Here is a 23,521-nt window from a genome sequence, read left to right as displayed (position 1 = left end):
TTATTTAAATATTTAATAATTTAGAATCAAATACTGGTCCGTCATGACAAACTTTTTTTAATGTATATCCGCTTTCTGAATTATTATCTTTTATTTCTATATTGCATCCCAAACATGCATTAACTCCGCATGCCATTCTCTCTTCAAGTGAAGCATAGCAAAGTATATTATTTTCATTAGCTATATTCATTATTCCATTCATCATAACAGTAGGTCCGCATGTATATATAATATCAAAACTTTTTTGCTTTAATAATTCTTTTGTTTTATCTACCGTATTGCATTTATCACCCACAGAGCCGTCATCAGTTGTAATGTGTAAGTCAACACTGCTTGTATCAAATCTTGTTATTATTTTTATAGCAGTTTCATTAGCTCCGCCCATTATTAAAGTTATAGAGTTATTATTGTTTAACAATTTTTCTATCAAAAGTTTGAAAGGTGCTATTCCCATTCCTCCAGCTACAAGGAGTATATTTTTATCTCTAAAAGATATGTCAAATCCATTTCCTAAAGGACCTTGAATATTAAGAATATCATCTTTTTCTAATTGCGATAAATACTTTGTGCCTTCACCCTTTACCTGATAATAAAACTCTAATATATCATTATCAATATAGTGAATACTTATAGGACGTCTTAAAAAGGTATTACTTTTAAGCATGAAAAATTGCCCTGCTTTTGAATATTTATAACTTTCTTTTGATTTTACTTTAATAATATATTTATCATCTGATATTTGTATATTGTCTATTACAACAGAATCTTCTAAAAACATTTTATATAAGCCTTTGATTATTAATATTAAATTATAAAAAAAGAATACTTCTTCTCAATAAAGAGAATTTAGTATTCTTAAAAAATATATGTTCCAAATTTGGTATAAAAAATATAACACGTTTCATAAAGATTTAATATATCATATATTAGCAAAAATTCAAGCACAGCATAAAAATAATTTTTTATCAAAAATATAATAAAATTGTTATATTTTAATACAAATAAAACAAAGGATAAAAAATGAAAAAATATGTTTTTATTATGCTTATAACAGCATTCTTATTTAGTTCATGCCAAAATGATACCACAAAACCTAGCAGTAATTCTTCAGCCAACAGCAATACCTCTGAAAATAATAATGCTGTAAGTTCAGATGCCCAAGCTGTATTTGATTTGGTAAATCAAGAAAGAGCAAAGGCTGGACTTAAAGCATATAAATTAGATACAAAATTATGCGAAGCTGCCGTCAAAAGAGCTCAAGAAATAGTAGAGAAATATGACCATATAAGACCAAATGGAACTGATTTTGATACTGTACTTGATGAATACGGATTTAATTCAAAAGCATATATAAGAGGCGAAAATATAGTTGCTATGCGTGAAAGTGCATCTTCAGCTATGAACGCTTGGATGAACTCTCAAGGACATAAAGATAATATTCTAGCTGATTATTATACTACAATAGGCATTGGTGTTTATGAGTATAATGGAAGTATATTGGGTGCAGCTTTTTTTAAGCGACTCTTTCATCTAAATTATCCTATATGTAATCATGGCATTCATGTCGAAGTATAATGTAGCTGGAAACTGAGGATGTGCTATATACTGCCCTATTTTCAAATTAACTTCAGTATATATTCTGTTTAAGAACTCATACTGAAAATGGGCATAAGCCCCTATTGAATGCCATAATTGTTTAGTGTTATTCATATAAGCAAGCATATAATTAATACCTACAGTAAGGGGCATTAAATCAAAAAGAAGCATAGCATCAAGTTTATACGATATATCATTTTGATCTCTGATTAATAATAAGTCATAATCCAAATAATATTTACCATATCTGTTGTATGCATATTTAAAAGTAAGTCCCGCCTGAAGAGTTAGTCCTCTGCCTTCAAATAATGATCTTAAAAAACTCACTTTAAATGTAGGAGTAGCCTCAGCTTCAAAAGATATATTAGAAGTTTTTGGGGCATTAGCTATTTCTTCAGTACCGAATTTATCGCTCGGACTATTAAAATTGACAAAACCTCTTTTGGCATATGAAAGGTAGTAATTAAGCATTGATACTTTTACATCTATATTAAAATATTCTGATATTGAACTATTTACAAAAAAAGTAAGCCTGTTCATTTCAGCACTAATATGATCGCTTATACCTACATCAGTTTTTATACCTTCCCAAATATACCCCGGAAACACATCAGATATAAATCTATAAAAAAGCATAATCTTTCCGCCGCCGTCTAAATATGGACTAAACCTTGCATTTAAATCTGCACCTATATAAAGACCTGCCTGCATATTGGTTTGTGCATTAAGCGGTTTTAGTATTACTAATGCATATAATATAAAAATAATTAAAAATTTTAATAACTTCATCTAAATAAAAAATAATCAATATTATAATAATTGAATATATTATAACATTTTATAAAAATATGTATATGCTTTTTATGGCTTACTTCACTATAAACAATAATTATTAAAAAATAAAAAAAGGAGACATTATTAAAAAGTCCCCTTAATAAATTTATATCATAAAAAATTATTGATTTTTTAAAGGTGTTACAATAGTATCTTCAAAATCATTGTCGCTGTAAGTTTCATCATCAGAATAAGCCTCTTCAGCACTCATTAAAAGATTAGCTTCTTCTTCCTCTTCCGATTTTTTGCTTTTCTTTTTTGAAGAAGAACTTTCATTGCTTTCTTCATCATCGCTGTTTTCTTTTGATACTTCTTTAGGTACGCCGTTTTTCTGCTCTTCTAAATACTCAGCAAGTTTTTCTTTTACCTTATCAGCTCCGCCCATATTCAATGTTTCTCTAATTTGTATCTCAAGCTCCATACGCATTTTAGGATCTGATGCTAAAAGTTCTCTTACCTTCTCCTTACCCTGAGCAATCTGTTCACCATTATAGTAGAACCAAGCACCGCTTCTAGTGATGATTTTTGCTTCCATAGCTAAATCTATTAAAAGACCTTCAGATGATATGCCTTTACCGAATATTATCTCTAAATTAACAACTTTAAATGGAGATGATAATTTATTTTTTACAACTTTTATTTTTACTTTATGACCTATAGTTTCATCGCCTTTTTTAATCCATTCTGTTCTTCTAATATCAAGTCTAACAGATGAATAGAATTTCAAAGCCTTACCGCCTGTAGTAGTTTCAGTAGGACCTGCCCCATAACCTGTAGTAGCAATATTTTGTCTTAATTGGTTGATAAATATTACCGCAGTATTTGTATTGCTTATTATAGCTGTTAATTTTCTTAAAGCATGGCTCATAAGTCTAGCCTGTAAAGCAATATGAGCATCTCCTATATCACCTGCAAGCTCTGCTTTAGAAACAAGGGCAGCAACAGAGTCCACAACAACTATGTCAAAAGCAGTAGAAGAAACAACTTTTTCTAATATCTCCAAAGCCTCTTCACCGCTATTAGGCTGAGAAATATATAAATTGTCAATATCTACCCCTAAAGCACTGGCATATACTGGGTCTAAAGCATGTTCAGCATCTATAAAAGCAGCATATCCTCCAGCCTTCTGAGCTTCTGCTATAATGTGAAGAGTAAGTGTAGTTTTACCAGAAGCCTCATGACCGTAAATCTCTATAATTCTTCCGCGAGGAACTCCGCCCACACCTAAAGCATGGTCAAGAGTTAATGCTCCAGTAGATATAACATCAACATTAACAGTTTTATTGCTTCCAAGTCTCATAAAGGAACCCGGACCGTATTTTTTATTTATTTGGTCGGTAATAGCTTCAATAGCCTCACTTTTACCGTCTTTTTTTACTTCAGCAGTTTCTTTCTTTTTAGTAGCCATATTTAAAGATTCTCCTAAAAAACAATATAATAATACATTGTATAAAAATACATTGTTTTTGTCAAGTTATTTACAGATAAAAAATGAAAAAATTAAAAATATTTTAGTTTATAAAAAAAGCCCCTTATAACAGGAGGACTAGCACCCAGTTGGGTTGACTTACCGTTGCTTCCTTCCGAACCTGGCGGATTCATCATCAACTGCCGTAGAACCCCGTTATAAGAGATGTATAAAATAAATAAAAACATATATACGGAGAGAGTGGGATTCGAACCCACGGTACAGTTACGTACACACGACTTCCAATCGTGCTCCTTCAGCCAACTCGGACATCTCTCCTAATAATTTAAGCGTGCCTGAGAAGATTTGAACTTCCAACCTTCAGAACCGCAATCTGATGCTCTATCCAATTGAGCTACAGGCACATAAGTTTTAAGTTTATAAATTATAACATAATTGATATTTTTTTGCAAATTTAATTAAGTTAATATTAAATAAGATTGACTTATTAAATTATTTGTATATAATAAAATCATATGAATAACTTAATTAAAATAATTACAAAATACAATCGCATCGCATCGCATCGCATCGCATCGCATCGCATCGCATCGCATCGCATCGCATCGCATCGCATCGCATCGCATCGCATCGCATAAGTTAATATTATATTCATATAAAAAATTATCTCATACAATATCTAATAGCATAATTTTATTTATTAAAAATATTATGTTTATTCTTAAGCATGCATCAAATATGTATATAAATTCATTTTATATAAATCACAAATAATTTAAGGAGTATTACAATGTTATCAAATGAATTAGAAGAACAAAATATTAAAGAAACAATAGAAAAAGATGAAAGATACTGCAGTTTCTGCGGTAAAATAATTACCAAGCATGATGAAATATGCGAATATTGCGGGGCAAGACAAATGATGTACCCTGCTAAAAAATGGAGTACCTGCCTGCTTTTATTTATATTTTTATGGGAAGTGGGTGCTCATAGATTTTATGCGGGAAAACCAATAACAGCTGTACTATTTATTTTAACCATAGGCGGAGCTGGAATATGGTGGATAATAGACCTCATTATGATTTTAACTAAAAATTTTACAGATTATCAAGGAAGAAAAATAAAATCATAAAAATATAAAACTGATATATTCTGACTATATAATTAATATATAGTCAGGATAAAAATTAAAGGAAATAAAAATGAAAAAGTTATTTATAATAATAATTGTAGTACAATATATTTTAATATCATGTAATGAAACTGCAGAAAAAAGAACAGAGAGATGGATAGATGCTGTATCAGGAAAAGCATACAGTTATGAGGAAGACGGAGAAACAATGTGGATAGGGTTCTCTGACTATAATTTTATAATGCAGGAATTAAAATCTGAAGATGATTTTTTGGGAGCTTTAGGAAACGGATTATTATTTATAGGTTCTGCAGCATTATCAGAATATATAGAATCTCCTAAAAAGGATACTGCATTATTTAAATTTGGAGATGATGATGATAAGTTATATTATTTTTACTTTGAAAAGAAAGGCAATATTATAACAGCTTATATGTCTGAAAACACTAATGATATAATTAAAAGCACCAATACTGCAGTTTTCAAATATGATGAAAATATAACTAAAAAATATGCATCTGATATTCTTGAAATGAATGATTATTTTGCAACAAATAAATAATATATATTTTTAATAAAAAGGAAAACAAATGAAAAAACTTATAGAAAGAATTAAAATATTTTGGAGTATGTATATAGTATTATTTATAATATTTTGTATAGGCTCTATAGTAATAACAAATAAAATAAGTAAAGATGCAGTATCAATACCAATTATTATTATAATAGCCATTGCCTTTATAATAATATCAATATTATCTATTACATCATCTCAAGACGGTAAATTATTTAGTATACTCTACAAATCAAGCAGAATTACCAGATATATAATGAGCATATTTACAGAAGCATATAGAAGATACGGAGTTGTAACTAAAGATAAAAGATTAATATGTTCAAAATGCGGACTTACTTATCCAAGAACTCACTCATCTAAATGCGACAGATGCGGAGGAAGTTTACATTGGAATTGATATATTTTTATATAATATAAGATAATTAATAATCTATAAAATCAATCATATTAAAAAATTAGGGCTGTATATTTTTATGTAGCTCTAATACTAAAAAATTGTATTAAATTGATAAACTATAATTTATAAGGAAATATTTTTTATGGAAGAATTAATAAAAATTCAAAATGAAATCAAAGAAATGGATAAACAAATCCTAGAAATTTGTAAAGAGAATAAAGAAATTGATAAACAATATACAGGTATGCAAATATATTTTAGCCCTTTAGTTATAAATCCTACAATAATGTTTTTAGGAATTAATACAGGAGCTGGTAATTTAAAATGGACAAACAAAAGAGCACAAAGATTTGAACCTTTAGATGAAATAGATTATATAAAATATGAATATAGATTTGCAATACAAAATAGAAAATTATTTGAAAGTATAGGAAGAATTGATTTATTAAAGAATGCTTTCAAAACTAATTTATATTATATAGGAACTGAAAATCAAAAAAATATAAAAAAACTATTTACTAATCTTCAAAATATTACAGGTATTGACTATTATAATAAATTTCATCAATATATAAAAATATTAATAAAAAATATAAAACCTCAAATATTAATTTGTGAAGGAAAATATGTATTTAATGTAATAAAATTAATATACCAAATAGAAAATAAAAGTATAAGAAAAGTTGAAAATAGTCATATAGTAGTAACAAAATTACATAATATACATATAGTAGGATACAATAGATTTTCAAGCAGTATAATAAATAGAGAGATACTTGCAAAAGAATTAAAAAAATTAATAAATGATGTAGAAACCTATTAATAAATTATAATAGACTTGTTTCATAAGTTCTTGACAAAGAAAATATTTTAATGTTATTTTTTTTATTGTTCTTTTTTCCACAGCAAAAAGAACAATAAAATGGAAATAAAACACTTAAAAAATAAAAAATATATTAATAATTAAATTCTAAGATACTTTTGAAACAAGTTTAATCTATAAAAGGATAAAATTATGAAAAAACTAATAATTTTTTTTATGTTTATAATGACTTTAAATATTTTTTCTGAAGAGAAAATAGAATTTCATTATTTCTATTATACTAACAAATTATATCATAGCACATTAAAAACGGAAATAATACCCAAAGACTGTATATTTATAAATGAATATTCAAATAATAATACTTATAAATATATATATGATTTTAATAAAAAAGAAAAGAAATTATTTTATAAACATATTGAAGATGAAGATAAGTATTATTACTATGATTTTAATAATAATATGTATGAAGATTTTGCAGATGAAAATATAGATATAAATTCAATGTATAAAGTTACAAAAAATAGATTTGGTGAAAGTCTATATGATATAGTAATAAATAATTACTATAATGGTAACTTTAGTAGTTATTTAAATCAACAAATCTATTTCTATAGAAGCGATACATATAATACAAATTATATAAACAAAGCATACAAATATAGTTTAACACAGGATGAAATAATAAATAAAAATTCTATAGGTATATACTTGTTAAAGACAAAAAACATATATGATAATGAAGAAATAACTAGTATATTATGTTTTCAAAATGAATACTATGATAGATCTTATAGTGATGAAGAAGTAAAAAATTATAATAATTATGGGAATATAGAATTTGTATATAGCCCTCAATTTTATTATACCAGCACTATAGCTCAGTATATAGACAGCAAAGATTCATTTCTCAATTTATTAGTACCAAAAGGCTGGTATACTAATACAGAAACTTATTATTTAAAAGAAGATGAGTATAAAATAACAAATTATCTTGATTTAAAATCCAAACAAATAATAAAAAAAGATTATAATGCTTTAACTAATGATTATTTAAATAGTGTTATAAGTAAATCCAAATCTACTAAAACATATATATATTTGAAAAATTTTTATAGTAAAGATGATATGGCAAACAATGTAAAAAAATATAAAAATACTGAACTAATAGGATTTATACCTTTAGAATTTTTTGAATACTATTTACAATAAAATAATAAAGACCTTACAGTATAATTAATAAATAAAAAATTATGCTGTAAGGTTAATTGTTTTTATTAAAAAAGATTTTCTCCTATTTTCATACCTAATTGAATGCCTAAATCAAATGAAGCTAAATTTCTACTGTCAACCATAACTAATTCAGCACCGCGTAAATCTATACCAAAATCTGTTCCTATATAAGCACCCAATAAAAGTGCAATATTATCATGTACATATAGAGAATAATCAAAAGTAAGTTTAACATAAGTCATAACAGCATTTTTCATAACAGTATTCATTTTTGAAGCATTATAATATCCGTAAGTTTTTGTAGCTGTATTATCTTTTGATATTTCTGTAGAGTGAGTAAGATATAATGGAAGTTTTACTCCTACACCCAAACCAAACGCAAACTTCTCATAATGAAATTTAGGAAGTATTCCTATAGATAAATTCTCAAAAGTATAATATTCTTTTACCTTTACATTTACATTATTTTCATCATAAGAGCTTGATAGTCCGAAAGAATCATGTGCATATCCTAAATCAAGAAGTAAACTTATACCCTTATCTCCGTCTGTTATCAAATATCCAGCCTGTAAATTCACACCTGCATCAAACCCAACTATCCCGCTGCTTTTTCTATAATTGTTAATATAATCTGCTGTAGCTTGAGAAGTATTAAAACTAACATTATAAAAACTAAAACTAGCTCCTATAGGCACCATAATATTAAACTGCCATCCGCTGTCAGCAAATGATAATTTAGCAGATACAAGCATAATAGATAAAATAATAACTGTAATCTTTCTCATAAAGATACTCCTTAAAAATAATTATAATAAATCTATCTTTTTAGCTTCATGCCATAATTTATCCAAATTATAATACTCCCTTCCCTCTTCAGTAAAAATATGCACCACTAAAAAACCATAATCACTTAAATACCAAACAGACTCTGGATTATTATCATTTTCAGCATAAGGTAAAACACCCTCTTCTTTTAATTCCTTGTAAACAGCATCAGAACCAGCTTTCATTTGCGGAGACGAAGATGCTGTTGCCAATAAAAAATAGTCTGAAAGAGTTGTTACTCCGTCTAAATCAAGAATTGTAATGTTTTCTAGTTTTTTATCATCTAAAGCCTTAGCTGCCTTTAATGTCAATTCTTTAGCTTTTTCTCTGTCTATAAATTTCTTTTTTTTAGGCTTTGATTTGTTTTCATTAGTATTTAATTCATTATTGTTTTCATTATTATTAATATTATTATTGTGTAATTTCATAGTAATCATTCCCCAAAATTAATACTGCATTATTTAATACTCTTCTGTCAGTTTTAGCATATACTCGGCTTACCCTGCCCTCATTTGCAACCATAAATGCCTTTTCTATCTGACCGTCTCTTATAAGTACAACACTTTCATTCAAGTTGGTAGTAAAATTGCCGTACTCCCCTGCTGCAAACCCCCTATAACGCATTCTTATATTTATTCTGTCGGCAAGACCTGCAACTGTAGTGGCATTAAGTACTGTCAAACTCACATCTTCATTAGTTAGCTCACTTTTTTGAGTTTTAAGCTCTACATATAATGTTAAATCGTCCATCTGTTTAATAAAGGCACTTCCTTCAAATATAGGAGTTAGTACACCATTGTCATCTAGTCTTGCATCTATATTTTCTATAACTAATGTCCTTTCATTGCTGTTTGCTAGTATATCCAAAAATGCCTTCATATCCGGAGGTCTTAAATTACTTTTTACTTTTGAAGCTATAGCTTTACGCATATCCTTAGAATGAAGAATATTTCTAAGCTGAGGACTTTGTATAAATCCTATCATAGAATTAATTATTACATCTTCTAATCTATAAAGCGTTTCTATATCGCTGTATCCGTTCATTTGAAGATAATGCAGATATGATATTACTTTACTGCTAGTAAAAAGCCATTCCCCTATACCAAATGAAAGCTCGTATCCTTTCTCCTCATCTTTAAACTCAATAGGCTCTTCAACATACATTTTCACACCGCCTATCAAGTCTATAATATCAGAAATTTGATTATTATCAATAGCAATTCTATAACTTATTTTTTTATCAACAGAAGTTTCTATAGCCCTAAAAACAGCATTTTCTCCTCCGTTTTTATACAAAGTTTCTAATGGTATAGGAGGTAAATCCTTACTGCTTTCCCATAAAGCTATATTACGCGGAAGCCCTATCATACCTATCCTATTATGAAGACTCGATATAATACCTACATAAGCACCGTAAATTTCTCTGTCATCATCTATAAATAATACAGAAAAATATAAAGGCTCATCATTCTTTTTTGCAGTATTTAATTTACTAAAGAAAAAGTAATAAAATATAAAACCAAATACAAATACGATAATAATAGCCGAAAAAAGTACAAGCATAGCAGCTTTCTTATTTGCCTGACTTATAGTTCTTAGAGCTTTATCATCATTAGTATTATTTTTTTTATGTTCAGTCATCAATATATAATATATTATGTTAATTAAGTTGTCAAATATATTTGAATACTAATAATATAAAAAAGAATTACAAAAATATTTTTTATGTTAACTCTATTGAAATTGTTATACTTTATACTATAATATAAAATACTAAAGAGGAATCTAAGTATTATGAAAATTTTCAGGAAAATGTTTTTTCTTTTTGGAATAATTTTGTCATTAATATCTATAAATGCATTAATGGCATACCGCGAACCAAAAAAAGAAAAGGAAATAACAAAAGACTATTAAATATGTTTTTTTTTAAAAGTAAAATTATATTAAGTATGATACTAATCTATAGTATTAATATATATTCTATTACACTGACAATACTGCCTTTTACCTCAGAAAATGAAGAGTGGATAAACGAATATAAGGTAGATGACGGAATACCAAGAGTTTTGCAGGACTCTCTTATAAATACAAAAATGTTTAATGTTACTGATTATGACCTATTAGTATCATATTTTAGTTCATATGATATAGTGCTTTCATATAAGTCATTAGCGACTAATCTTCAAATAGCCTCAGATTTTATTAAAGAAACCTTTAATTCTGATTACATAATAACTGGGGAAATATTGGACTTTAATTTGAAAAAAGGAGGAAAAGATTCAGCGAATGTTAAGTTTAGAGTAAATTTATTAGATATAAACTCATTAAGAACTATAAAATCATTTACTGATACAGGAACATATACGCTTCCAAATAATAGTCAGGTCTATTCTGCAGAAGATGCATTATTTAACGAAACGGCTTTGGGAAGGGCTTCCGCTATTGCTCTTAATAAAACAGCATTAAGTATATCAGGTTTTTTGGGAAATCCTCCATTAACGGGTATTATAACTAGAGTTGATAATAATCAGATTTACATAAATTTAGGTAAAAAAAATAATATAAAAAAAGGAGATGAATTTAATATCTATAAATTAGAAAAAATATTAGAACTGCCAAGCTCAAATCAGATGAATATTGCAACTAATATAAGCAACAGCCCTAAAATTTCATCACAGACAAGTCAGAAAAATGCGGGATATGTATCTGTAAGAACAAATGAAAAAGGAGATATTTGGTACACCAGTGAAATGCTTTATAAATATAGATATTATAAAAATATTGAAAATTTAATAACATCTGCAAAAGTTATAGAAACTTATGATAATTTTGCTGTATTAGAAAGTAAAGATCATGATAAAATAGAACCTATGATGATAGTGAAAATAAAAAATTAGGAGTAAAAATATTATGATAACTAAACAAAATGTACTTTATAATGAAATAGATAGAGAAGATTATTATATTTATATAGATCAAAAGACAAATAAAGGTATATTTACTCCGTACTATAAAGGAAGTTGGAATAGTTTTTTATATGATTTTAAATTAGATATCTGCAGAATATTTCATAAAAATGCTAGATCATACTCTATTATAGATCTCTCATTAGACGGAACAAAAATAATGACAACTTCTGTTACAAGTAATGATTCTAAAAATAATATATTTAAAATAATAGAGATAGGTACAAATAAAGTATTATTAGAAATAACTGAATGGTATGTATACGAAAGCATATTTTACGGCAAATGAAAGATATATTTTTATGCGTATTAAAGACGGAAACATTATGAAAGTATTTGTATATGACGTTCAAAATAAAAAAATTATGCATACTTTGAAAGAACATATTTTCATTAAAAACGGATGTTTTGATGAAAAAAAGAATTATATTTTCATATCCTTCAATATCAGAAAACAGGGGTATTATATCATTTAAATTTTAATTCTCTAACTGAGACAAAAGAATTAATAGGATACGCTGAAATTAAAGTATCTAAAATTTTCAATGCCGAAGGAAAAGATTTACTTCTAATGGATCATGACGAATCAATTTCACTATACAGCAATAAAAAAATTATATGGAAAATACAATTTTTGTCATTTTTAAATCACTACAGCGGAGGATTTTTTTACCTCAAAGAAGACAATAAAGTATATTTGGATACGCCTGCTATAATACAGGAAAAATTATCAAACACTCAAATTGATGCTATGGTACTTTATAGAATAGATGCATATTCAGGCAATATAGAAACTATTCAATTGCCTGCTAAAATTAAATATAAAAAATTTACTCATATGTTTGATTATAAAATAATAGATACTTCGGGAAATATTTTTGATATAAGAGACAGAACAGCTTATAGTTTTCCTATAAGAACACATAGATAAATAAAATAAATAAAAAATTAATTTAAAGGGATAATTAATATCAGTAACTGCTATGAAAAAAAATATTTTTTTACTTATTTTAATATTTATAAGCATCATATCATGTGATGAAAATAATGATACTAGTAATACCAATGATAATATATACTCTGCAGCAGACTGCTCAAAAACTCTGTCTGCTCAGGAATATCATGTACTAATAAATAAAGGCACAGAACTTCCTTTTACTGGAGAGTTGTTAAATAATAAAGAAGACGGAATATACACATGCAAAATATGCAATACGCCTTTATTTCGTTCTGAAGCAAAATTCAATTCTGGTACCGGCTGGCCTAGTTTTGATGATGCTATAAAAGAAAATATAAAATTAGAAAAAGATGGTAATAGAATTGAAGTCGTATGTGCAAATTGCGGAGGACATTTAGGACATGTATTCTATAATGAAGGATTTACTGAAAAAGAAACAAGGTATTGTATAAACTCTGTTTCTCTTAATTTTATAAATAAATTTACAAATGAAAATTATACAAATAAATAAAATAAATATAAAAGATGATAGGAGAATACGATGATAAAAAAAATTATAATAACAATATTATCTTTATTATCAGTAATATCCTGTTCTCAAAAATTAAACAGCCAAAATATTAATAATAAGGACTATGATATGACGAAAACAGAAATACCAGATAATGTTAAATATGCATATTTTTCTTCAGGCTGCTTCTGGGGAACAGAATATTGGTTTGAAAAATCTAAAGGAGTCATTTCTGTTGTGAGCGGATATGCCGGAGGACATAAGGCTAATCCTACTTACAGAGAAGTATGCACTGGACTTACAGGTCATTTAGAAACAGTCAGAGTATGTTATGATCCAGAAAAAACAACTTATGAAGAGCTTGTAAAACTTTTCTTTGAAACTCATGACTTTACTCAAAAAAATGGTCAGGGGCCTGATATAGGATCACAGTATTTATCTGCTATATTCTATCAAAATGATGAAGAAAAAGAAATTGCAGAGAAATATATAAAAATGCTTAGAGATAGAAATTATGATGTGGCTACTACATTAAGAGAGTATAAAAACTTTTATGAGGCAGAAGACTATCATCAGGATTATTATGCTAAAAAAGGTTCTATGCCTTATTGTCATTTCTATACAAAATTATTTTAATTAAATACTATAAATAAGAGGAAATAAAAACATGAAAATAGCTATAGGCGGAGATCATTCTTCTATAGAGTTAAAAAAAGAGATAACAAGATATTTAGAAGAATTGGGACATGATGTAAAAGACTTTGGCACTTATACTCCTGAGAGTGTAGATTATCCTATATATGGAAAAAAAGTTGCTGATGAGGTGGCAAGCGGAAGATATGAGGGAGGCGTTTTAATATGCGGTACTGGTATTGGCATATCATTAGCGGCAAATAAGGTTAAAGGAATAAGGGCAGCAGTTTGCAGTGAGCCTTATTCTGCTAAACTTTCTAAGCAGCATAACAATTCTAATATAATAGCATTCGGTGCTAGAGTAGTAGGTGTTGATTTAGCTAAAATGATAGTAAAAGAATGGCTTGATGCTGAATATGAAGGCGGACGTCATTCTAGAAGAGTTGAACTTCTCACAAAAATAGAGAACGGAGAAGAAATTTAATTTTTTATAAAATATATGTGTTAAGTCTAATTTGAATATGTTTTTTATATAACCAATTTTTTGATTTAGTAAATATAATAAAGTGTATGCGTAACAAGTATACACTTTTTAAATTTTGACAATTTATAATTATTTTAGTATAATATTTTTATGAAAAAAAATATAAATACTAAACAAATAAAATACTTTAATCCTTTGAATGATTATTTTATAAGATATCTATTTACTGATAAAGGAAGCAGCGAAACTATACTTTTAGATTTTATTAATTCTATAATGATTAATGCTAATATGAAAACTTTCCGTTCTTTAGAGATACTCACACCATTCAACTTGAAAAAAAATAAAAATCTGAAAGAAACTATTGTTGATGTCAAGTGCATAACTCAAAATGGATCTGTTGTTATTATAGAAATACAATTACAAGGTAACTCAAGATTTCCAGAAAGAATACTTTATTATTGGGCAGCTAATTACAGTAAGTTATTAAAACATGGCGAAAGATATGATGAACTTACTCCAGTAATAAGTATCAATCTTCTTAATTTTAATTTAGATAAAACAAAGAATATACATTCCTGTTATATGCTTTATGAGATGAATAATAAAAAACTTCTAACCGACCATCTTCAAATACATATAATAGAATTAAAAAAATTTAAGAAAAATGTATTATCTAAAGATTTAAATTACTGGCTCAAAATATTTACAAGTAAAAATTTGGAGGCATCTATGTCTGAAATAGTAAAAGAAAAACCTATAATGGAAGAAGTACAGAAAAAATATAATAATTTTGTAAAAAGCAGATTGATGATGATGGAATATGAAAAAAAAGAGGCTTATTTATATGGCAATCAAATAATGCTTGATGAGGAGAGAAGATTAGGAATAGAAGAAGGTATTAAGAAAGGTAAAGAAGAAGGCATAAGAGAGGGTAAAGAAGAAGGCATAAGAGAAGGCATAGAACAAGGTATAGAAAAAGGTATAGAAAAAGAAAAATATTCTCTAGCTAGAAATATGAAAAATAAAAATATGGATTTAAATCTTATAAGTGAATTAACAGGATTGAGTATAGAAGAAATAAAAAAATTATAATCAATAAAAAACAAAGGGATTTAAGTTAATTAAAAAACTAAAGCCCTTTATTATTTTTATTTATTATATTCTTCTATTAACTTATTGAAGAAACCTCTTTCTAAATCAATAGCTTTTATTCTGCTAGTATGATTAAATTTACTAGCATCTATCTTATAATTATAATAATGCTCTTCTTCTTTTTTGTTATTGTCTGATCTATTATACTTTTCCATAGAAAATTTATCTAAATAAAAATCATTATTTTCTATTATAAATGTATAATAATATACTCCATCATCTATTGATTCTATTGTAATATAATTTCCTGATGAGGCAATATCATAAATTTGTGAGTAGTCATCATTTTGTATTGGATAAAAGCCTGTTACAAACTCTGCTTTATTTTCATCGTTTTTATCTCTTTTCCATATAGTTACATAATTAAAATATTTATCGTTTACTTCAAAATCATATACATATTTTTCCATTAATATAAGATTTTCTACATATTCTTCATTTAATATATGACTTTGTATTAAAATATATTTTTCATTATTGTTTGTAAATTCAGTTTGTGAGGCAGGAGAATAAATATAGCTAGTATCTGCAAATTTAAAAGTTTGAGATATTTTATTTAATATTCTTATCATTAAATCTTCATTATTATTTCCAGTGATAACAGTATTAATTAAATTTGTAGGACTTAAAACAGGAAAATTTTCCATCAATACAAAAGATATATGGCTATCATAAGTATGAATACTTTCTAATTCTTCTGTATCTTGAAAGCAGTGAATAGTAATATCTGCATTTTTCTCTTTTAAATAATCCATAATATCATACTTTTCATAATAGGCACTATACATTAAAGGAGTTCCAACATAACCATCACTCATTCTGTTTATAGAGTTAATATCAGCACCAAGTTTTAAAAATAATATTACTAAATCCAAATTATCAGCTAAAATAGACTGAAATAATAAATCACTTTGTAATTGATAATCTATATCAGAAAAATAATAACCTGCAGATTCTAACTTTTTAATCAATTTTGATATTAAATTATAATTATTATTTTTTAAGTCAATTTTATTATATACTGTTTGATAATCAAAATTAACTCCGCTATCTAATAAATAATCTATCATATTATCAGTATAATCATAATCTAATATTCTAGTATCATCTAAACTAATGCCATGTTCAACAAGCCATTTCACTAAATCATTATAAGCATAATTTCTATAGTCAAGTTTCTGCATTAGAGTCAATACGCCGTTTCCATCTTCATCTTTGCTGTTTATCCCTTCCAAAAGTAAATCTTTAATATTCTGCATTTTTTGTTTTTCTTCTTCTCTTCTTTCTTTTTTGGAATTATCAGATATTCCATAATTTGCTAATTCTGTGTCAATGGTTTTGTATAATATCTCATCGATTTCTTCTTCTGTATATGGCTTGATAGGATATATATTTTTAAATTTTTTCTTTATTACGGCATTTGTTTGCTTACTTGTAATTTGATTTGTATTTTGTGTAGTATTATTTACTGTTATGTTTGTATTGTTATTAAGTGTAATATTATTTTGTGTGTTATTAGATTTGTTACTACAGCTTATTAGAATACTTAAAGCTACCATTAATATAAATTTCTTCATAAACTTTCCTTTAACTTTTTACAGATTGTATTTAAAAATATTTTTGCATTATACTAATATTTTTTTAATTGTCAATTATAAATTAGATTATAAAACTATGATAAAAATATTTATAAAATTTATTTATTAATTATTTTCTCTAAATCTTTTTTTATAGTCAAAGCCATTTCATCATCGAAACTTGAAAATGAATTCTTTGTGTATAATATATTTTTGTTACTGTCAATAACTATTATCCAAGGAAGCCATTTAACATTATACTCATCAGAAATATTCTTGTATTTATCCACATCTACTTCAGTGAAAATCAAATTATCATCTATAAATTTTTTAAGCTCTTCATTTACAAATACTTTATCTTTAAGTTCATAACAATTAGCACACCAAACAGCAGAGAAATCTATAAGTATTGGTTTGTTATTTTGTTTTGAAAGCTCTAATGCTTCAGTGTATGTTATATGATTTGAAACTTCGCTTTTTGACTTTATAAATCCGTAAGCACTTCCTAATGCTATAGATATAATTACTACAGAAACAAATATTTTTAATTCTAAGGCACTTAACATAGCCGATTTATTTTTTATTATGTAAACTAATACCGCAAATATTAATATTGTAACAGATGATAATATATAACTTATTTTATTAAAGCCCAAAACACCAAAAAGTATATTAGCATAATAGAAACTTATTATCATCATTAGGAAAGTGAAAATATATTTAACATATACCATCCAAGTTCCAGCTTTAGGCATTTTGGTGAGTATTGAAGCGAATGTACCAAGAACAAATAATACAGAAGCGAAACCCAAAGCATAAACTGCCATATAAAGAGCAGCAAATACAGGATTAAGAAAACCAATTTCTAAAATAACAGCTATTATAGGAGCAGCACAAGGTGTAGCAACTATTCCAGCAAGAAGCCCCATTATATATTTATGAAATAATGACTGATTTTTTTTGCTGTATGCATTTGTTTTTGCTGACTGTAAAAAGCTAGGAGCTTTAATCTCGTAAAAACCTGCCATTGAAAAAGTAAAGTATAAAAATAACAATACTAATATAGTTAAAATAATAGGATTATATCCAATGCTTCCAAATAGAATAGTTTTATGAAAAGCAAATCCAGCAACAGAAACTACAGCACCCAAAAGAGTATATGTTGTTATTACTCCTAATGCAAATAATAGCGAAGCTAATACACTCGATTTTTTATTGTTTTTGTTATCAGTTGTTGTTCCTAAAATAGACACTGTTATTGATAGTAGCGGATAAGTACAAGGTAAAAGTACAGATGCAAGCCCTGCTGCAAATATTAAAATCAATGTTATAAATATATTATTGCTTCCTTTTATGTAATTTTCTATAGAACTGGCATTTTCTGGTTTTTCATCTGCTATATTATTGTTTTGTATATCAATTTCTTCTCCGTATATAACTTTACTTTGAGGCTGCAGACATACATTGTCTTTTTCTGAGCATAATTGATAAGTACATTTTATAAAGTTAATTTTATTTATATCAACATCTTCTAAAATAAACTCAGTATCACCTTTTATTATAATATCATTATGATACTTTTCACCTTCTGGATATATTGTATTAATTTGTTTATTGTCTGCAAAAAATAGTATTTTATTTGCTACGGCTGACTCTAAATATGCATAATAATTATTTGGGATATTTGCCTTTACTGCTAATTGATTATTATTTGTAATTAATGTAAAAGAGATTTCAGCATTTTTATCTAATCTATCAAATGCATTTAAATTCATTAAATTATTATTCTGAGCAAAAGAAGTATATGCAGTAACAAAAATTAGAATTATAATGTATTTTAAGACCTTAAATTGATTGTTATTCATTATTATTGCTCCGTTTTTTATCATATATTTTGTTTGTGTAATATAACATATATAGCAATAAGTTTGTTAAAAGTCAATAGCTTCATCAAAATTAAAACATAAACTATAAAATTATATTATTCTAAAAAATACACCGTAAAAATTACGGAGCAATAAATAAAAATAAGAAAATACTTTTTGTATAAAAATTAATATTATTTTATTTTTTTATCTTCTAAAGCCTTCATTAAATAAGCTATATTTATACCAAGATTTTTTATTGTTTTTATCCCTTCAGCATCATTTTTAACATCTTCAATATCTTTACCAAAAGCAAAAGTCCAATAGCTTGATCCTGCTAAAAACATATCCTGAATAATTAAAAAATGATTCATAGCATCAATCGCATTCAAAGCACCGCCTCTCCTTGAAGCACAAACAGAAGCCCCGGCCTTATATTTAAATAAGTTTTTATCCCTATGCATATCAGAAATAACAGATGCCCTCTCTAAAAATGCCTGAAGATTAGAAGAAATATTTGCACTGTAAACAGGAGATGCTAATATGATACCATCAGCATTCTTCATCTTCTCAAAATATTCCTGAAAATTATCATTTCTATGCACACAGTTAGTTTTTTTAGCACAGCCCCAGCATGCTTTACAAGGTTCTATCACTTGTCTTGCTAATTGTATCATTTCAGTTTCGATTCCTTCCTTGTTAAGCTCTTCAAATATTATATTTATAAGAATAGCAGTATTTCCGTCTTTTCTCGCACTTCCATTAATAGCTAATACTTTCATTTTATAAAACCTCTTTTATCTATTATTTATCATAATGTTTTAATACTAATCTTATATAAAAATTAATATTTAAACATTATTTTTTAGTTTTTTATTTATTATAAAACTATTTCATATTCTCTTCCCATTCTCTTACTGTTTTTATATTAGTATCATCTGCCAATTTTTCTAAATATTTAATTTCATCTTCTTTTAATTGAATATTTTCAGCCTCTTTTGCTTCTTCAACTTGATGTACTTTTGTAACTCCAATAATAGGTAAAGTTCCTTTAGATATAGCCCAAGCAATGCTAACTTGTGCGGGGCTTGCATTATATTTTTTACCCACAGTTTTTAATCCTTCAATCAATGCTTCTAATTCTTTTAAGTGAGAATTATAAGCCTTATCTCTTGCAGTATCTTTTTTGAATGGATTTGTGCTATTATATTTTCCTGTTAATGCTCCTTGTTCTAAAACCATATAAGAAAAAAATATAATTCCCTTATCTTTAGAATATTTTAATATGCCAGAGTTTTCAGAAAATCTATCTAATAGACTAAAATGATTTTGAATAGCTGATATTTTTAATCCCTCTTTTTCAAGTATATCTTCAGCTTCTTTAATTTGTTCTATATTGAAGTTTGAAAGTCCAATACTTTTAATTTGTTTATCTTTAGCTATTGGTATTATATAATTTATCCATTTTTCAAAGTCTAATGGATTATGAATCCAATAAATATCTATTTTGTCAGTATTAAGACGTTTTTTACTTTCATCAAGCATTTCTTGAATAGGATTATCAGATTTTCCAGCTATTTGAGGAGTAAATTTTGTTGAGATTATAATATCATCTATATTTGTCAAAGTTTTAATAAAATTACCCAATATACGCTCTGAACTACCTTCTCCATAAACTGCCGCAGTATCCCATAAATTTAGACCTAATGACATTGCTTTATCAAATACAGGTTTTAATTCTTCTTCAAATAAACTATTTCCAAAAACTTGATCTCCCCCTGCCAAACCTGATCCCCAAGACCAAGCTCCTAATGCTATTTTAGGCATTTTTATTTCCATAAAATGAACTCCTTTATAGTTATTAAATTATTTTGGATTATAAATATTTTTTTTATAATATCAAATATTTAATTATTATATTTAATTATGCTTAATAGGTATGGAAGCAAGATTATTATATTTATTAATTATTAATATTTTATTACAAAATAAAAAAGTTAAAATAAAAAAGCCGCTGTAAATAACAGCAGCTTTAATGATTTTTATATTTCAGTAAAAATTAATATCTAGTTTCATAAGGTAAAAGTGCTATATTTCTAGCTCTTTTAATAGCTTTAGTAACTAATCTTTGATGTTTAGAGCAAGTACCGTTTAAGCGTTTAGGTATAATTTTACCGCTGTCTTTAACGTATCTTTTTAATAATTTGATATCTTTATAATCTAATACATCAATATTGTTTTTGCAGAAATAGCAAACTTTTTTCTTAAAGAATTTTTTTCTTCCGTCTTTTTCATTACCTTCTTTATTAAAATGAGGCTTTCTTTCAGTTTTAATTTTTACCTCTTCTTCATTATTAGTATTATTATTTTCAAGATTTTCAGTATTTTCTAAATCCATTGTTTTATCTCCTAAAAAATTGAATTAATTATTAAAATGGTACTTCATCATCATCATCTGAGAAACTACCCAAATCTACACCTGAAGATGAAGGAGAGTATGTTGTATCCATAGTACTTCCTGCTGCATTTGAAGAACCTAACATCTGCATATTCTGCATAATGATTCTCACTTTAGATCTTGCAGCATTAGTATCCTTATCCTGCCATCTTTCCTGCCTTAAAGTACCCATTACAGCAACTTGTTTTCCTTTTGTAAGATATTTGCTTACAGTTTCAGCCATTTTTCCGAAAGCAACTACATCAAAGTAATTAACTTCTGTAGCATTTTTACTGCTTACATAATAATTATTTGCTATAGAAAACTCTGCAACAGCACTTCCGCTAGGCAGATATTTTGATACTGGATCTGCTGTGAGTCTTCCTATTAAAGTTACACTATTAAAATCTGTTGCCATAAAAATAAACCTTTATTTAAGCCTCTTTAGAAGCTTCTTCATTATTATTTTCTTTATTAACTTCTTTTTTATTTTTTTGTATTATTTCATCTAAGCGAACTATTATAAATCTTAATATGCTAAGTTCATAACGAAGTTCTTTTTCAATATGAGCCAAATTATTACCATCGCATCTGAAATGATAGTAATAGAATTTACCCTGATTAACTTTACGTATTGGGTAGCTTAGATTATGAATACCGTAATCAGCTTCATTAAAAATTTCTGCATGATAGTTTTGAAGAATAGTTTTGACATGATCTTTAGCACTTTGATGCACAGCGTCATTGATTTCTGTTACGAATAGTATTTCGTATTCTCTCATTTTATTAACTCCTTGGACAAAGCTTCTTTAAAAAGATAAGAACTTTCAAAGAAGCGAAGTATATAATTATTTACTTTACTATAATAAATGATTTTTATCAAAAAGTCAAGAATATTTATCTTTACAAAATATTATATATTATCTGTTTTATCTTATTATGTTACTTGAAAGTGAGTAAAAGTAAAAAAAATGACTGTAAGTAAACATAATGCATTTGATTTTATTATTCAATATAGTATAATATAATTAATAAAAATCTTGGAGAACAAAATGAAAAAATTACTAGTTATGTTTTTGTTGGTAGCTATATCAATATCAGTTCATGCATACCAAACTGTTCCTTTCATGTTTAATGATTTAGTACCATATGGAATTACTCCTGATGAAGTTAATGAGATATTAATGGCTTCTAATTTTTCTTCAGCTGCTGCTGAGCCTGTAAGCGGTACATTTTATGTAAGCAGATATCCAGACCCTGATTTAGTATGGTATAATCCTCATACTATGAAATGGATAAATGTTAAATTTACTACTAACGATGTTTCAGAACTTTTCACAAGAGATGAAAATATTTTATATTTCAATTTCATTGTTACTAATGAGTTTAAATGTATGACAGTTAGAGCTGATGCTATCAATGAAGAAGCTACTTTAGCTGGAAAAGAAACTAAATGGGCTTATAAATTCTTCTTTCATGAAGACAAATTATTTGCTGTAAGTGCTGTTTATGAAGGTGATTACACTTTACAACAGTATAAAGATAGAAATGAAGGCAATGAATATGCTCACCCAGGTTATGTAATGTCAAGAGGTTTATTCAGCAGAACTTTGGGCGGTTTCCATATGAAATACGGCGGTTTCCACAACAGCGGATACACTACTTTTGATGACTTTACTTCTATGAGATATGGAAATTACGCTAATAAAGCTGCTAATACTTCTTTAGCTGTTTATTATGCTACTTATGCTGGTAAAAGTATTAACTTTGTTGCTTCTTATGTAGATAATTTTAGAATGCAGCCTATAGCAAACAGATTCCAAAACTTATATTATGAAAATTATTTTGATTTCGCTGATGTTCCTGTAGGAATACCTCCGGAAATCAAACCTCCAAAAGATGAAAATACTGAGGATAACAACAATAACACTCAAGCTACTGAAAACGCTCAGTAATTAATAATTTAGTTTAATAAATAGAGAGTCTATACTTAATATAGGCTCTCTATTTTTTTATAATCACTTTTTTAAAATTTAAAACTTATTATTTATTTTGCAAAAAACATGCATATATGATATAATTTTTC

27 protein-coding genes, 2 tRNA genes and 1 other RNA gene are annotated in these 23,521 nt (G+C 26.8%); 14 read left to right on the top strand and 16 right to left on the bottom strand.

Annotated features, from left to right (window positions below):
- Positions 1 to 4 precede the first annotated feature (4 nt).
- Complete coding sequence (locus BMUR_RS12020; protein WP_013114810.1) at positions 5 to 778, bottom strand: dihydroorotate dehydrogenase electron transfer subunit; 774 nt, start codon at positions 776 to 778, stop codon at positions 5 to 7.
- Positions 779 to 1,020: 242 nt separating this feature from the next.
- On the opposite strand from BMUR_RS12020, the gene BMUR_RS12015 reads away from it, so the two are divergent.
- Entirely contained in the window at positions 1,021 to 1,575 is a 555-nt protein-coding gene (locus BMUR_RS12015; protein WP_013114809.1) for a CAP domain-containing protein, read from the top strand.
- Here BMUR_RS12015 and BMUR_RS12010 read toward each other — a convergent pair.
- The 5 genes from BMUR_RS12010 to BMUR_RS11995 form a co-directional block, all read right to left on the bottom strand.
- Positions 1,531 to 2,385, bottom strand: coding sequence for a hypothetical protein (locus tag BMUR_RS12010; protein WP_013114808.1), 855 nt, complete (start codon positions 2,383 to 2,385; stop codon positions 1,531 to 1,533). The genes BMUR_RS12015 and BMUR_RS12010 overlap by 45 nt on opposite strands.
- A 166-nt stretch (positions 2,386 to 2,551) precedes the next feature.
- Positions 2,552 to 3,838 (bottom strand): recombinase RecA, encoded by a 1,287-nt coding sequence (gene recA / locus BMUR_RS12005; protein WP_013114807.1) that lies wholly within the window; start codon positions 3,836 to 3,838, stop codon positions 2,552 to 2,554.
- A 124-nt stretch (positions 3,839 to 3,962) separates the two neighbouring features.
- Positions 3,963 to 4,057: signal recognition particle sRNA small type (gene ffs, locus BMUR_RS14545), an RNA gene on the bottom strand.
- Between the two features lie 34 nt (positions 4,058 to 4,091).
- Positions 4,092 to 4,177: transfer RNA gene (locus tag BMUR_RS12000), tRNA-Ser, on the bottom strand.
- A gap of 12 nt (positions 4,178 to 4,189) precedes the next feature.
- A tRNA-Arg gene (locus tag BMUR_RS11995) sits at positions 4,190 to 4,263 on the bottom strand.
- Between the two features lie 386 nt (positions 4,264 to 4,649).
- Here BMUR_RS11995 and BMUR_RS15090 point away from each other — a divergent pair.
- From BMUR_RS15090 to BMUR_RS11970, 5 genes are all read left to right on the top strand, one after another.
- A complete protein-coding gene (locus BMUR_RS15090; RefSeq protein ID WP_013114806.1) occupies positions 4,650 to 4,991 on the top strand; it encodes a TM2 domain-containing protein in 342 nt (113 codons plus the stop codon).
- 70 nt (positions 4,992 to 5,061) lie between these two features.
- Positions 5,062 to 5,553, top strand: a complete 492-nt coding sequence (locus tag BMUR_RS11985; RefSeq protein ID WP_013114805.1) for a hypothetical protein — start codon at positions 5,062 to 5,064, stop codon at positions 5,551 to 5,553.
- Positions 5,554 to 5,581: 28 nt separating this feature from the next.
- Complete coding sequence (locus BMUR_RS11980; protein ID WP_013114804.1) at positions 5,582 to 5,965, top strand: hypothetical protein; 384 nt, start codon at positions 5,582 to 5,584, stop codon at positions 5,963 to 5,965.
- A 142-nt stretch (positions 5,966 to 6,107) separates the two neighbouring features.
- The gene (locus BMUR_RS11975) at positions 6,108 to 6,788 is read left to right on the top strand and encodes a hypothetical protein (RefSeq protein WP_013114803.1); all 681 of its coding nucleotides are present in this window, start codon (positions 6,108 to 6,110) and stop codon (positions 6,786 to 6,788) included.
- Between the two features lie 192 nt (positions 6,789 to 6,980).
- Positions 6,981 to 8,003 carry a hypothetical protein gene (locus BMUR_RS11970; RefSeq protein WP_013114802.1) on the top strand — a complete coding sequence of 341 codons (1,023 nt, stop codon included), beginning with the start codon at positions 6,981 to 6,983 and terminating at the stop codon, positions 8,001 to 8,003.
- Between the two features lie 65 nt (positions 8,004 to 8,068).
- Here BMUR_RS11970 and BMUR_RS11965 read toward each other — a convergent pair whose 3' ends face one another.
- From BMUR_RS11965 to BMUR_RS11955, 3 genes are read right to left on the bottom strand one after another with little or no spacing between them, the layout of a single operon-like run.
- Positions 8,069 to 8,809, bottom strand: a complete 741-nt coding sequence (locus BMUR_RS11965; protein WP_013114801.1) for a hypothetical protein — start codon at positions 8,807 to 8,809, stop codon at positions 8,069 to 8,071.
- A gap of 21 nt (positions 8,810 to 8,830) precedes the next feature.
- Positions 8,831 to 9,277 carry a ribosome silencing factor gene (gene rsfS / locus BMUR_RS11960; protein WP_013114800.1) on the bottom strand — a complete coding sequence of 149 codons (447 nt, stop codon included), beginning with the start codon at positions 9,275 to 9,277 and terminating at the stop codon, positions 8,831 to 8,833.
- Positions 9,261 to 10,490, bottom strand: coding sequence for an LCP family protein (locus BMUR_RS11955; RefSeq protein WP_013114799.1), 1,230 nt, complete (start codon positions 10,488 to 10,490; stop codon positions 9,261 to 9,263). The genes rsfS and BMUR_RS11955 overlap by 17 nt, the downstream gene beginning before the upstream one ends.
- 275 nt (positions 10,491 to 10,765) lie before the next feature.
- On the opposite strand from BMUR_RS11955, the gene BMUR_RS11950 reads away from it, so the two are divergent.
- The 7 genes from BMUR_RS11950 (at position 10,766) to BMUR_RS11925 (ending at position 15,496) form a co-directional block, all read left to right on the top strand.
- On the top strand, positions 10,766 to 11,746 hold the full coding sequence (locus tag BMUR_RS11950; RefSeq protein ID WP_013114798.1) for a hypothetical protein: 981 nt from the start codon (positions 10,766 to 10,768) through the stop codon (positions 11,744 to 11,746).
- 13 nt (positions 11,747 to 11,759) lie between these two features.
- Positions 11,760 to 12,104, top strand: coding sequence for a hypothetical protein (locus tag BMUR_RS15085; protein ID WP_013114797.1), 345 nt, complete (start codon positions 11,760 to 11,762; stop codon positions 12,102 to 12,104).
- Positions 12,105 to 12,386: 282 nt separating this feature from the next.
- Complete coding sequence (locus BMUR_RS15080; RefSeq protein ID WP_013114796.1) at positions 12,387 to 12,746, top strand: hypothetical protein; 360 nt, start codon at positions 12,387 to 12,389, stop codon at positions 12,744 to 12,746.
- A 52-nt stretch (positions 12,747 to 12,798) separates the two neighbouring features.
- Positions 12,799 to 13,284: a peptide-methionine (R)-S-oxide reductase MsrB gene (msrB, locus tag BMUR_RS11940; RefSeq protein WP_041750015.1), complete on the top strand. Its 486-nt coding sequence runs from the start codon at positions 12,799 to 12,801 to the stop codon at positions 13,282 to 13,284.
- Positions 13,285 to 13,314: 30 nt separating this feature from the next.
- Entirely contained in the window at positions 13,315 to 13,920 is a 606-nt protein-coding gene (gene msrA, locus BMUR_RS11935; protein WP_041750014.1) for a peptide-methionine (S)-S-oxide reductase MsrA, read from the top strand.
- 31 nt (positions 13,921 to 13,951) lie between these two features.
- Positions 13,952 to 14,401 carry a ribose 5-phosphate isomerase B gene (gene rpiB, locus BMUR_RS11930; protein ID WP_013114795.1) on the top strand — a complete coding sequence of 150 codons (450 nt, stop codon included), beginning with the start codon at positions 13,952 to 13,954 and terminating at the stop codon, positions 14,399 to 14,401.
- A gap of 150 nt (positions 14,402 to 14,551) precedes the next feature.
- The gene (locus BMUR_RS11925) at positions 14,552 to 15,496 is read left to right on the top strand and encodes an Rpn family recombination-promoting nuclease/putative transposase (protein WP_013114794.1); all 945 of its coding nucleotides are present in this window, start codon (positions 14,552 to 14,554) and stop codon (positions 15,494 to 15,496) included.
- A gap of 56 nt (positions 15,497 to 15,552) precedes the next feature.
- Here the strand turns inward: BMUR_RS11925 and BMUR_RS11920 are convergent, their stop codons facing one another.
- The 7 genes from BMUR_RS11920 to rpsF form a co-directional block, all read right to left on the bottom strand.
- Entirely contained in the window at positions 15,553 to 17,133 is a 1,581-nt protein-coding gene (locus BMUR_RS11920) for an ankyrin repeat domain-containing protein (RefSeq protein WP_013114793.1), read from the bottom strand.
- 119 nt (positions 17,134 to 17,252) lie between these two features.
- Positions 17,253 to 18,998, bottom strand: coding sequence for a protein-disulfide reductase DsbD family protein (locus tag BMUR_RS11915; RefSeq protein ID WP_013114792.1), 1,746 nt, complete (start codon positions 18,996 to 18,998; stop codon positions 17,253 to 17,255).
- Between the two features lie 194 nt (positions 18,999 to 19,192).
- Positions 19,193 to 19,780: a flavodoxin family protein gene (locus tag BMUR_RS11910; protein WP_013114791.1), complete on the bottom strand. Its 588-nt coding sequence runs from the start codon at positions 19,778 to 19,780 to the stop codon at positions 19,193 to 19,195.
- Between the two features lie 106 nt (positions 19,781 to 19,886).
- A complete protein-coding gene (locus BMUR_RS11905) occupies positions 19,887 to 20,837 on the bottom strand; it encodes an aldo/keto reductase (RefSeq protein ID WP_013114790.1) in 951 nt (316 codons plus the stop codon).
- Positions 20,838 to 21,057: 220 nt separating this feature from the next.
- Complete coding sequence (gene rpsR / locus BMUR_RS11900) at positions 21,058 to 21,396, bottom strand: 30S ribosomal protein S18 (RefSeq protein WP_013114789.1); 339 nt, start codon at positions 21,394 to 21,396, stop codon at positions 21,058 to 21,060.
- Between the two features lie 31 nt (positions 21,397 to 21,427).
- On the bottom strand, positions 21,428 to 21,853 hold the full coding sequence (gene ssb, locus BMUR_RS11895) for a single-stranded DNA-binding protein (protein ID WP_013114788.1): 426 nt from the start codon (positions 21,851 to 21,853) through the stop codon (positions 21,428 to 21,430).
- 16 nt (positions 21,854 to 21,869) lie between these two features.
- Positions 21,870 to 22,217: a 30S ribosomal protein S6 gene (gene rpsF, locus BMUR_RS11890; protein ID WP_013114787.1), complete on the bottom strand. Its 348-nt coding sequence runs from the start codon at positions 22,215 to 22,217 to the stop codon at positions 21,870 to 21,872.
- 270 nt (positions 22,218 to 22,487) lie between these two features.
- Between rpsF and BMUR_RS11885 the strand changes: the two genes are divergently transcribed.
- Entirely contained in the window at positions 22,488 to 23,390 is a 903-nt protein-coding gene (locus BMUR_RS11885; protein WP_013114786.1) for a hypothetical protein, read from the top strand.
- Positions 23,391 to 23,521: the final 131 nt, after the last annotated feature.

The organism is Brachyspira murdochii DSM 12563, from assembly GCF_000092845.1.
In the GTDB taxonomy this organism is placed as follows: domain Bacteria; phylum Spirochaetota; class Brachyspiria; order Brachyspirales; family Brachyspiraceae; genus Brachyspira; species Brachyspira murdochii.
The sequence above is the reverse complement of the archived record's forward strand: the minus strand, read 5'-3'. Positions and strand labels throughout refer to the sequence as shown.

Coding starts and splice junctions, on each gene's coding strand:
- BMUR_RS11905 (WP_013114790.1), bottom strand. CDS start 20,837: ATGGAAATAAAAATGCCTAAAATAGCATTAGGAGCTTGGTCTTGGGGA.
- rpsF (WP_013114787.1), bottom strand. CDS start 22,217: ATGAGAGAATACGAAATACTATTCGTAACAGAAATCAATGACGCTGTG.
- rpiB (WP_013114795.1), top strand. CDS start 13,952: ATGAAAATAGCTATAGGCGGAGATCATTCTTCTATAGAGTTAAAAAAA.
- rsfS (WP_013114800.1), bottom strand. CDS start 9,277: ATGAAATTACACAATAATAATATTAATAATAATGAAAACAATAATGAA.
- BMUR_RS11975 (WP_013114803.1), top strand. CDS start 6,108: ATGGAAGAATTAATAAAAATTCAAAATGAAATCAAAGAAATGGATAAA.
- BMUR_RS11925 (WP_013114794.1), top strand. CDS start 14,552: ATGAAAAAAAATATAAATACTAAACAAATAAAATACTTTAATCCTTTG.
- BMUR_RS15085 (WP_013114797.1), top strand. CDS start 11,760: ATGATAACTAAACAAAATGTACTTTATAATGAAATAGATAGAGAAGAT.
- BMUR_RS11970 (WP_013114802.1), top strand. CDS start 6,981: ATGAAAAAACTAATAATTTTTTTTATGTTTATAATGACTTTAAATATT.
- BMUR_RS12010 (WP_013114808.1), bottom strand. CDS start 2,385: ATGAAGTTATTAAAATTTTTAATTATTTTTATATTATATGCATTAGTA.
- BMUR_RS15090 (WP_013114806.1), top strand. CDS start 4,650: ATGTTATCAAATGAATTAGAAGAACAAAATATTAAAGAAACAATAGAA.
- BMUR_RS11955 (WP_013114799.1), bottom strand. CDS start 10,490: ATGACTGAACATAAAAAAAATAATACTAATGATGATAAAGCTCTAAGA.
- BMUR_RS11985 (WP_013114805.1), top strand. CDS start 5,062: ATGAAAAAGTTATTTATAATAATAATTGTAGTACAATATATTTTAATA.
- BMUR_RS11950 (WP_013114798.1), top strand. CDS start 10,766: ATGTTTTTTTTTAAAAGTAAAATTATATTAAGTATGATACTAATCTAT.
- BMUR_RS12015 (WP_013114809.1), top strand. CDS start 1,021: ATGAAAAAATATGTTTTTATTATGCTTATAACAGCATTCTTATTTAGT.
- BMUR_RS11885 (WP_013114786.1), top strand. CDS start 22,488: ATGAAAAAATTACTAGTTATGTTTTTGTTGGTAGCTATATCAATATCA.
- rpsR (WP_013114789.1), bottom strand. CDS start 21,396: ATGGATTTAGAAAATACTGAAAATCTTGAAAATAATAATACTAATAAT.
- BMUR_RS11920 (WP_013114793.1), bottom strand. CDS start 17,133: ATGAAGAAATTTATATTAATGGTAGCTTTAAGTATTCTAATAAGCTGT.
- msrB (WP_041750015.1), top strand. CDS start 12,799: ATGAAAAAAAATATTTTTTTACTTATTTTAATATTTATAAGCATCATA.
- msrA (WP_041750014.1), top strand. CDS start 13,315: ATGATAAAAAAAATTATAATAACAATATTATCTTTATTATCAGTAATA.
- recA (WP_013114807.1), bottom strand. CDS start 3,838: ATGGCTACTAAAAAGAAAGAAACTGCTGAAGTAAAAAAAGACGGTAAA.
- BMUR_RS11910 (WP_013114791.1), bottom strand. CDS start 19,780: ATGAAAGTATTAGCTATTAATGGAAGTGCGAGAAAAGACGGAAATACT.
- BMUR_RS12020 (WP_013114810.1), bottom strand. CDS start 778: ATGTTTTTAGAAGATTCTGTTGTAATAGACAATATACAAATATCAGAT.
- BMUR_RS11980 (WP_013114804.1), top strand. CDS start 5,582: ATGAAAAAACTTATAGAAAGAATTAAAATATTTTGGAGTATGTATATA.
- BMUR_RS15080 (WP_013114796.1), top strand. CDS start 12,387: ATGGATCATGACGAATCAATTTCACTATACAGCAATAAAAAAATTATA.
- BMUR_RS11965 (WP_013114801.1), bottom strand. CDS start 8,809: ATGAGAAAGATTACAGTTATTATTTTATCTATTATGCTTGTATCTGCT.
- BMUR_RS11915 (WP_013114792.1), bottom strand. CDS start 18,998: ATGAATAACAATCAATTTAAGGTCTTAAAATACATTATAATTCTAATT.
- ssb (WP_013114788.1), bottom strand. CDS start 21,853: ATGGCAACAGATTTTAATAGTGTAACTTTAATAGGAAGACTCACAGCA.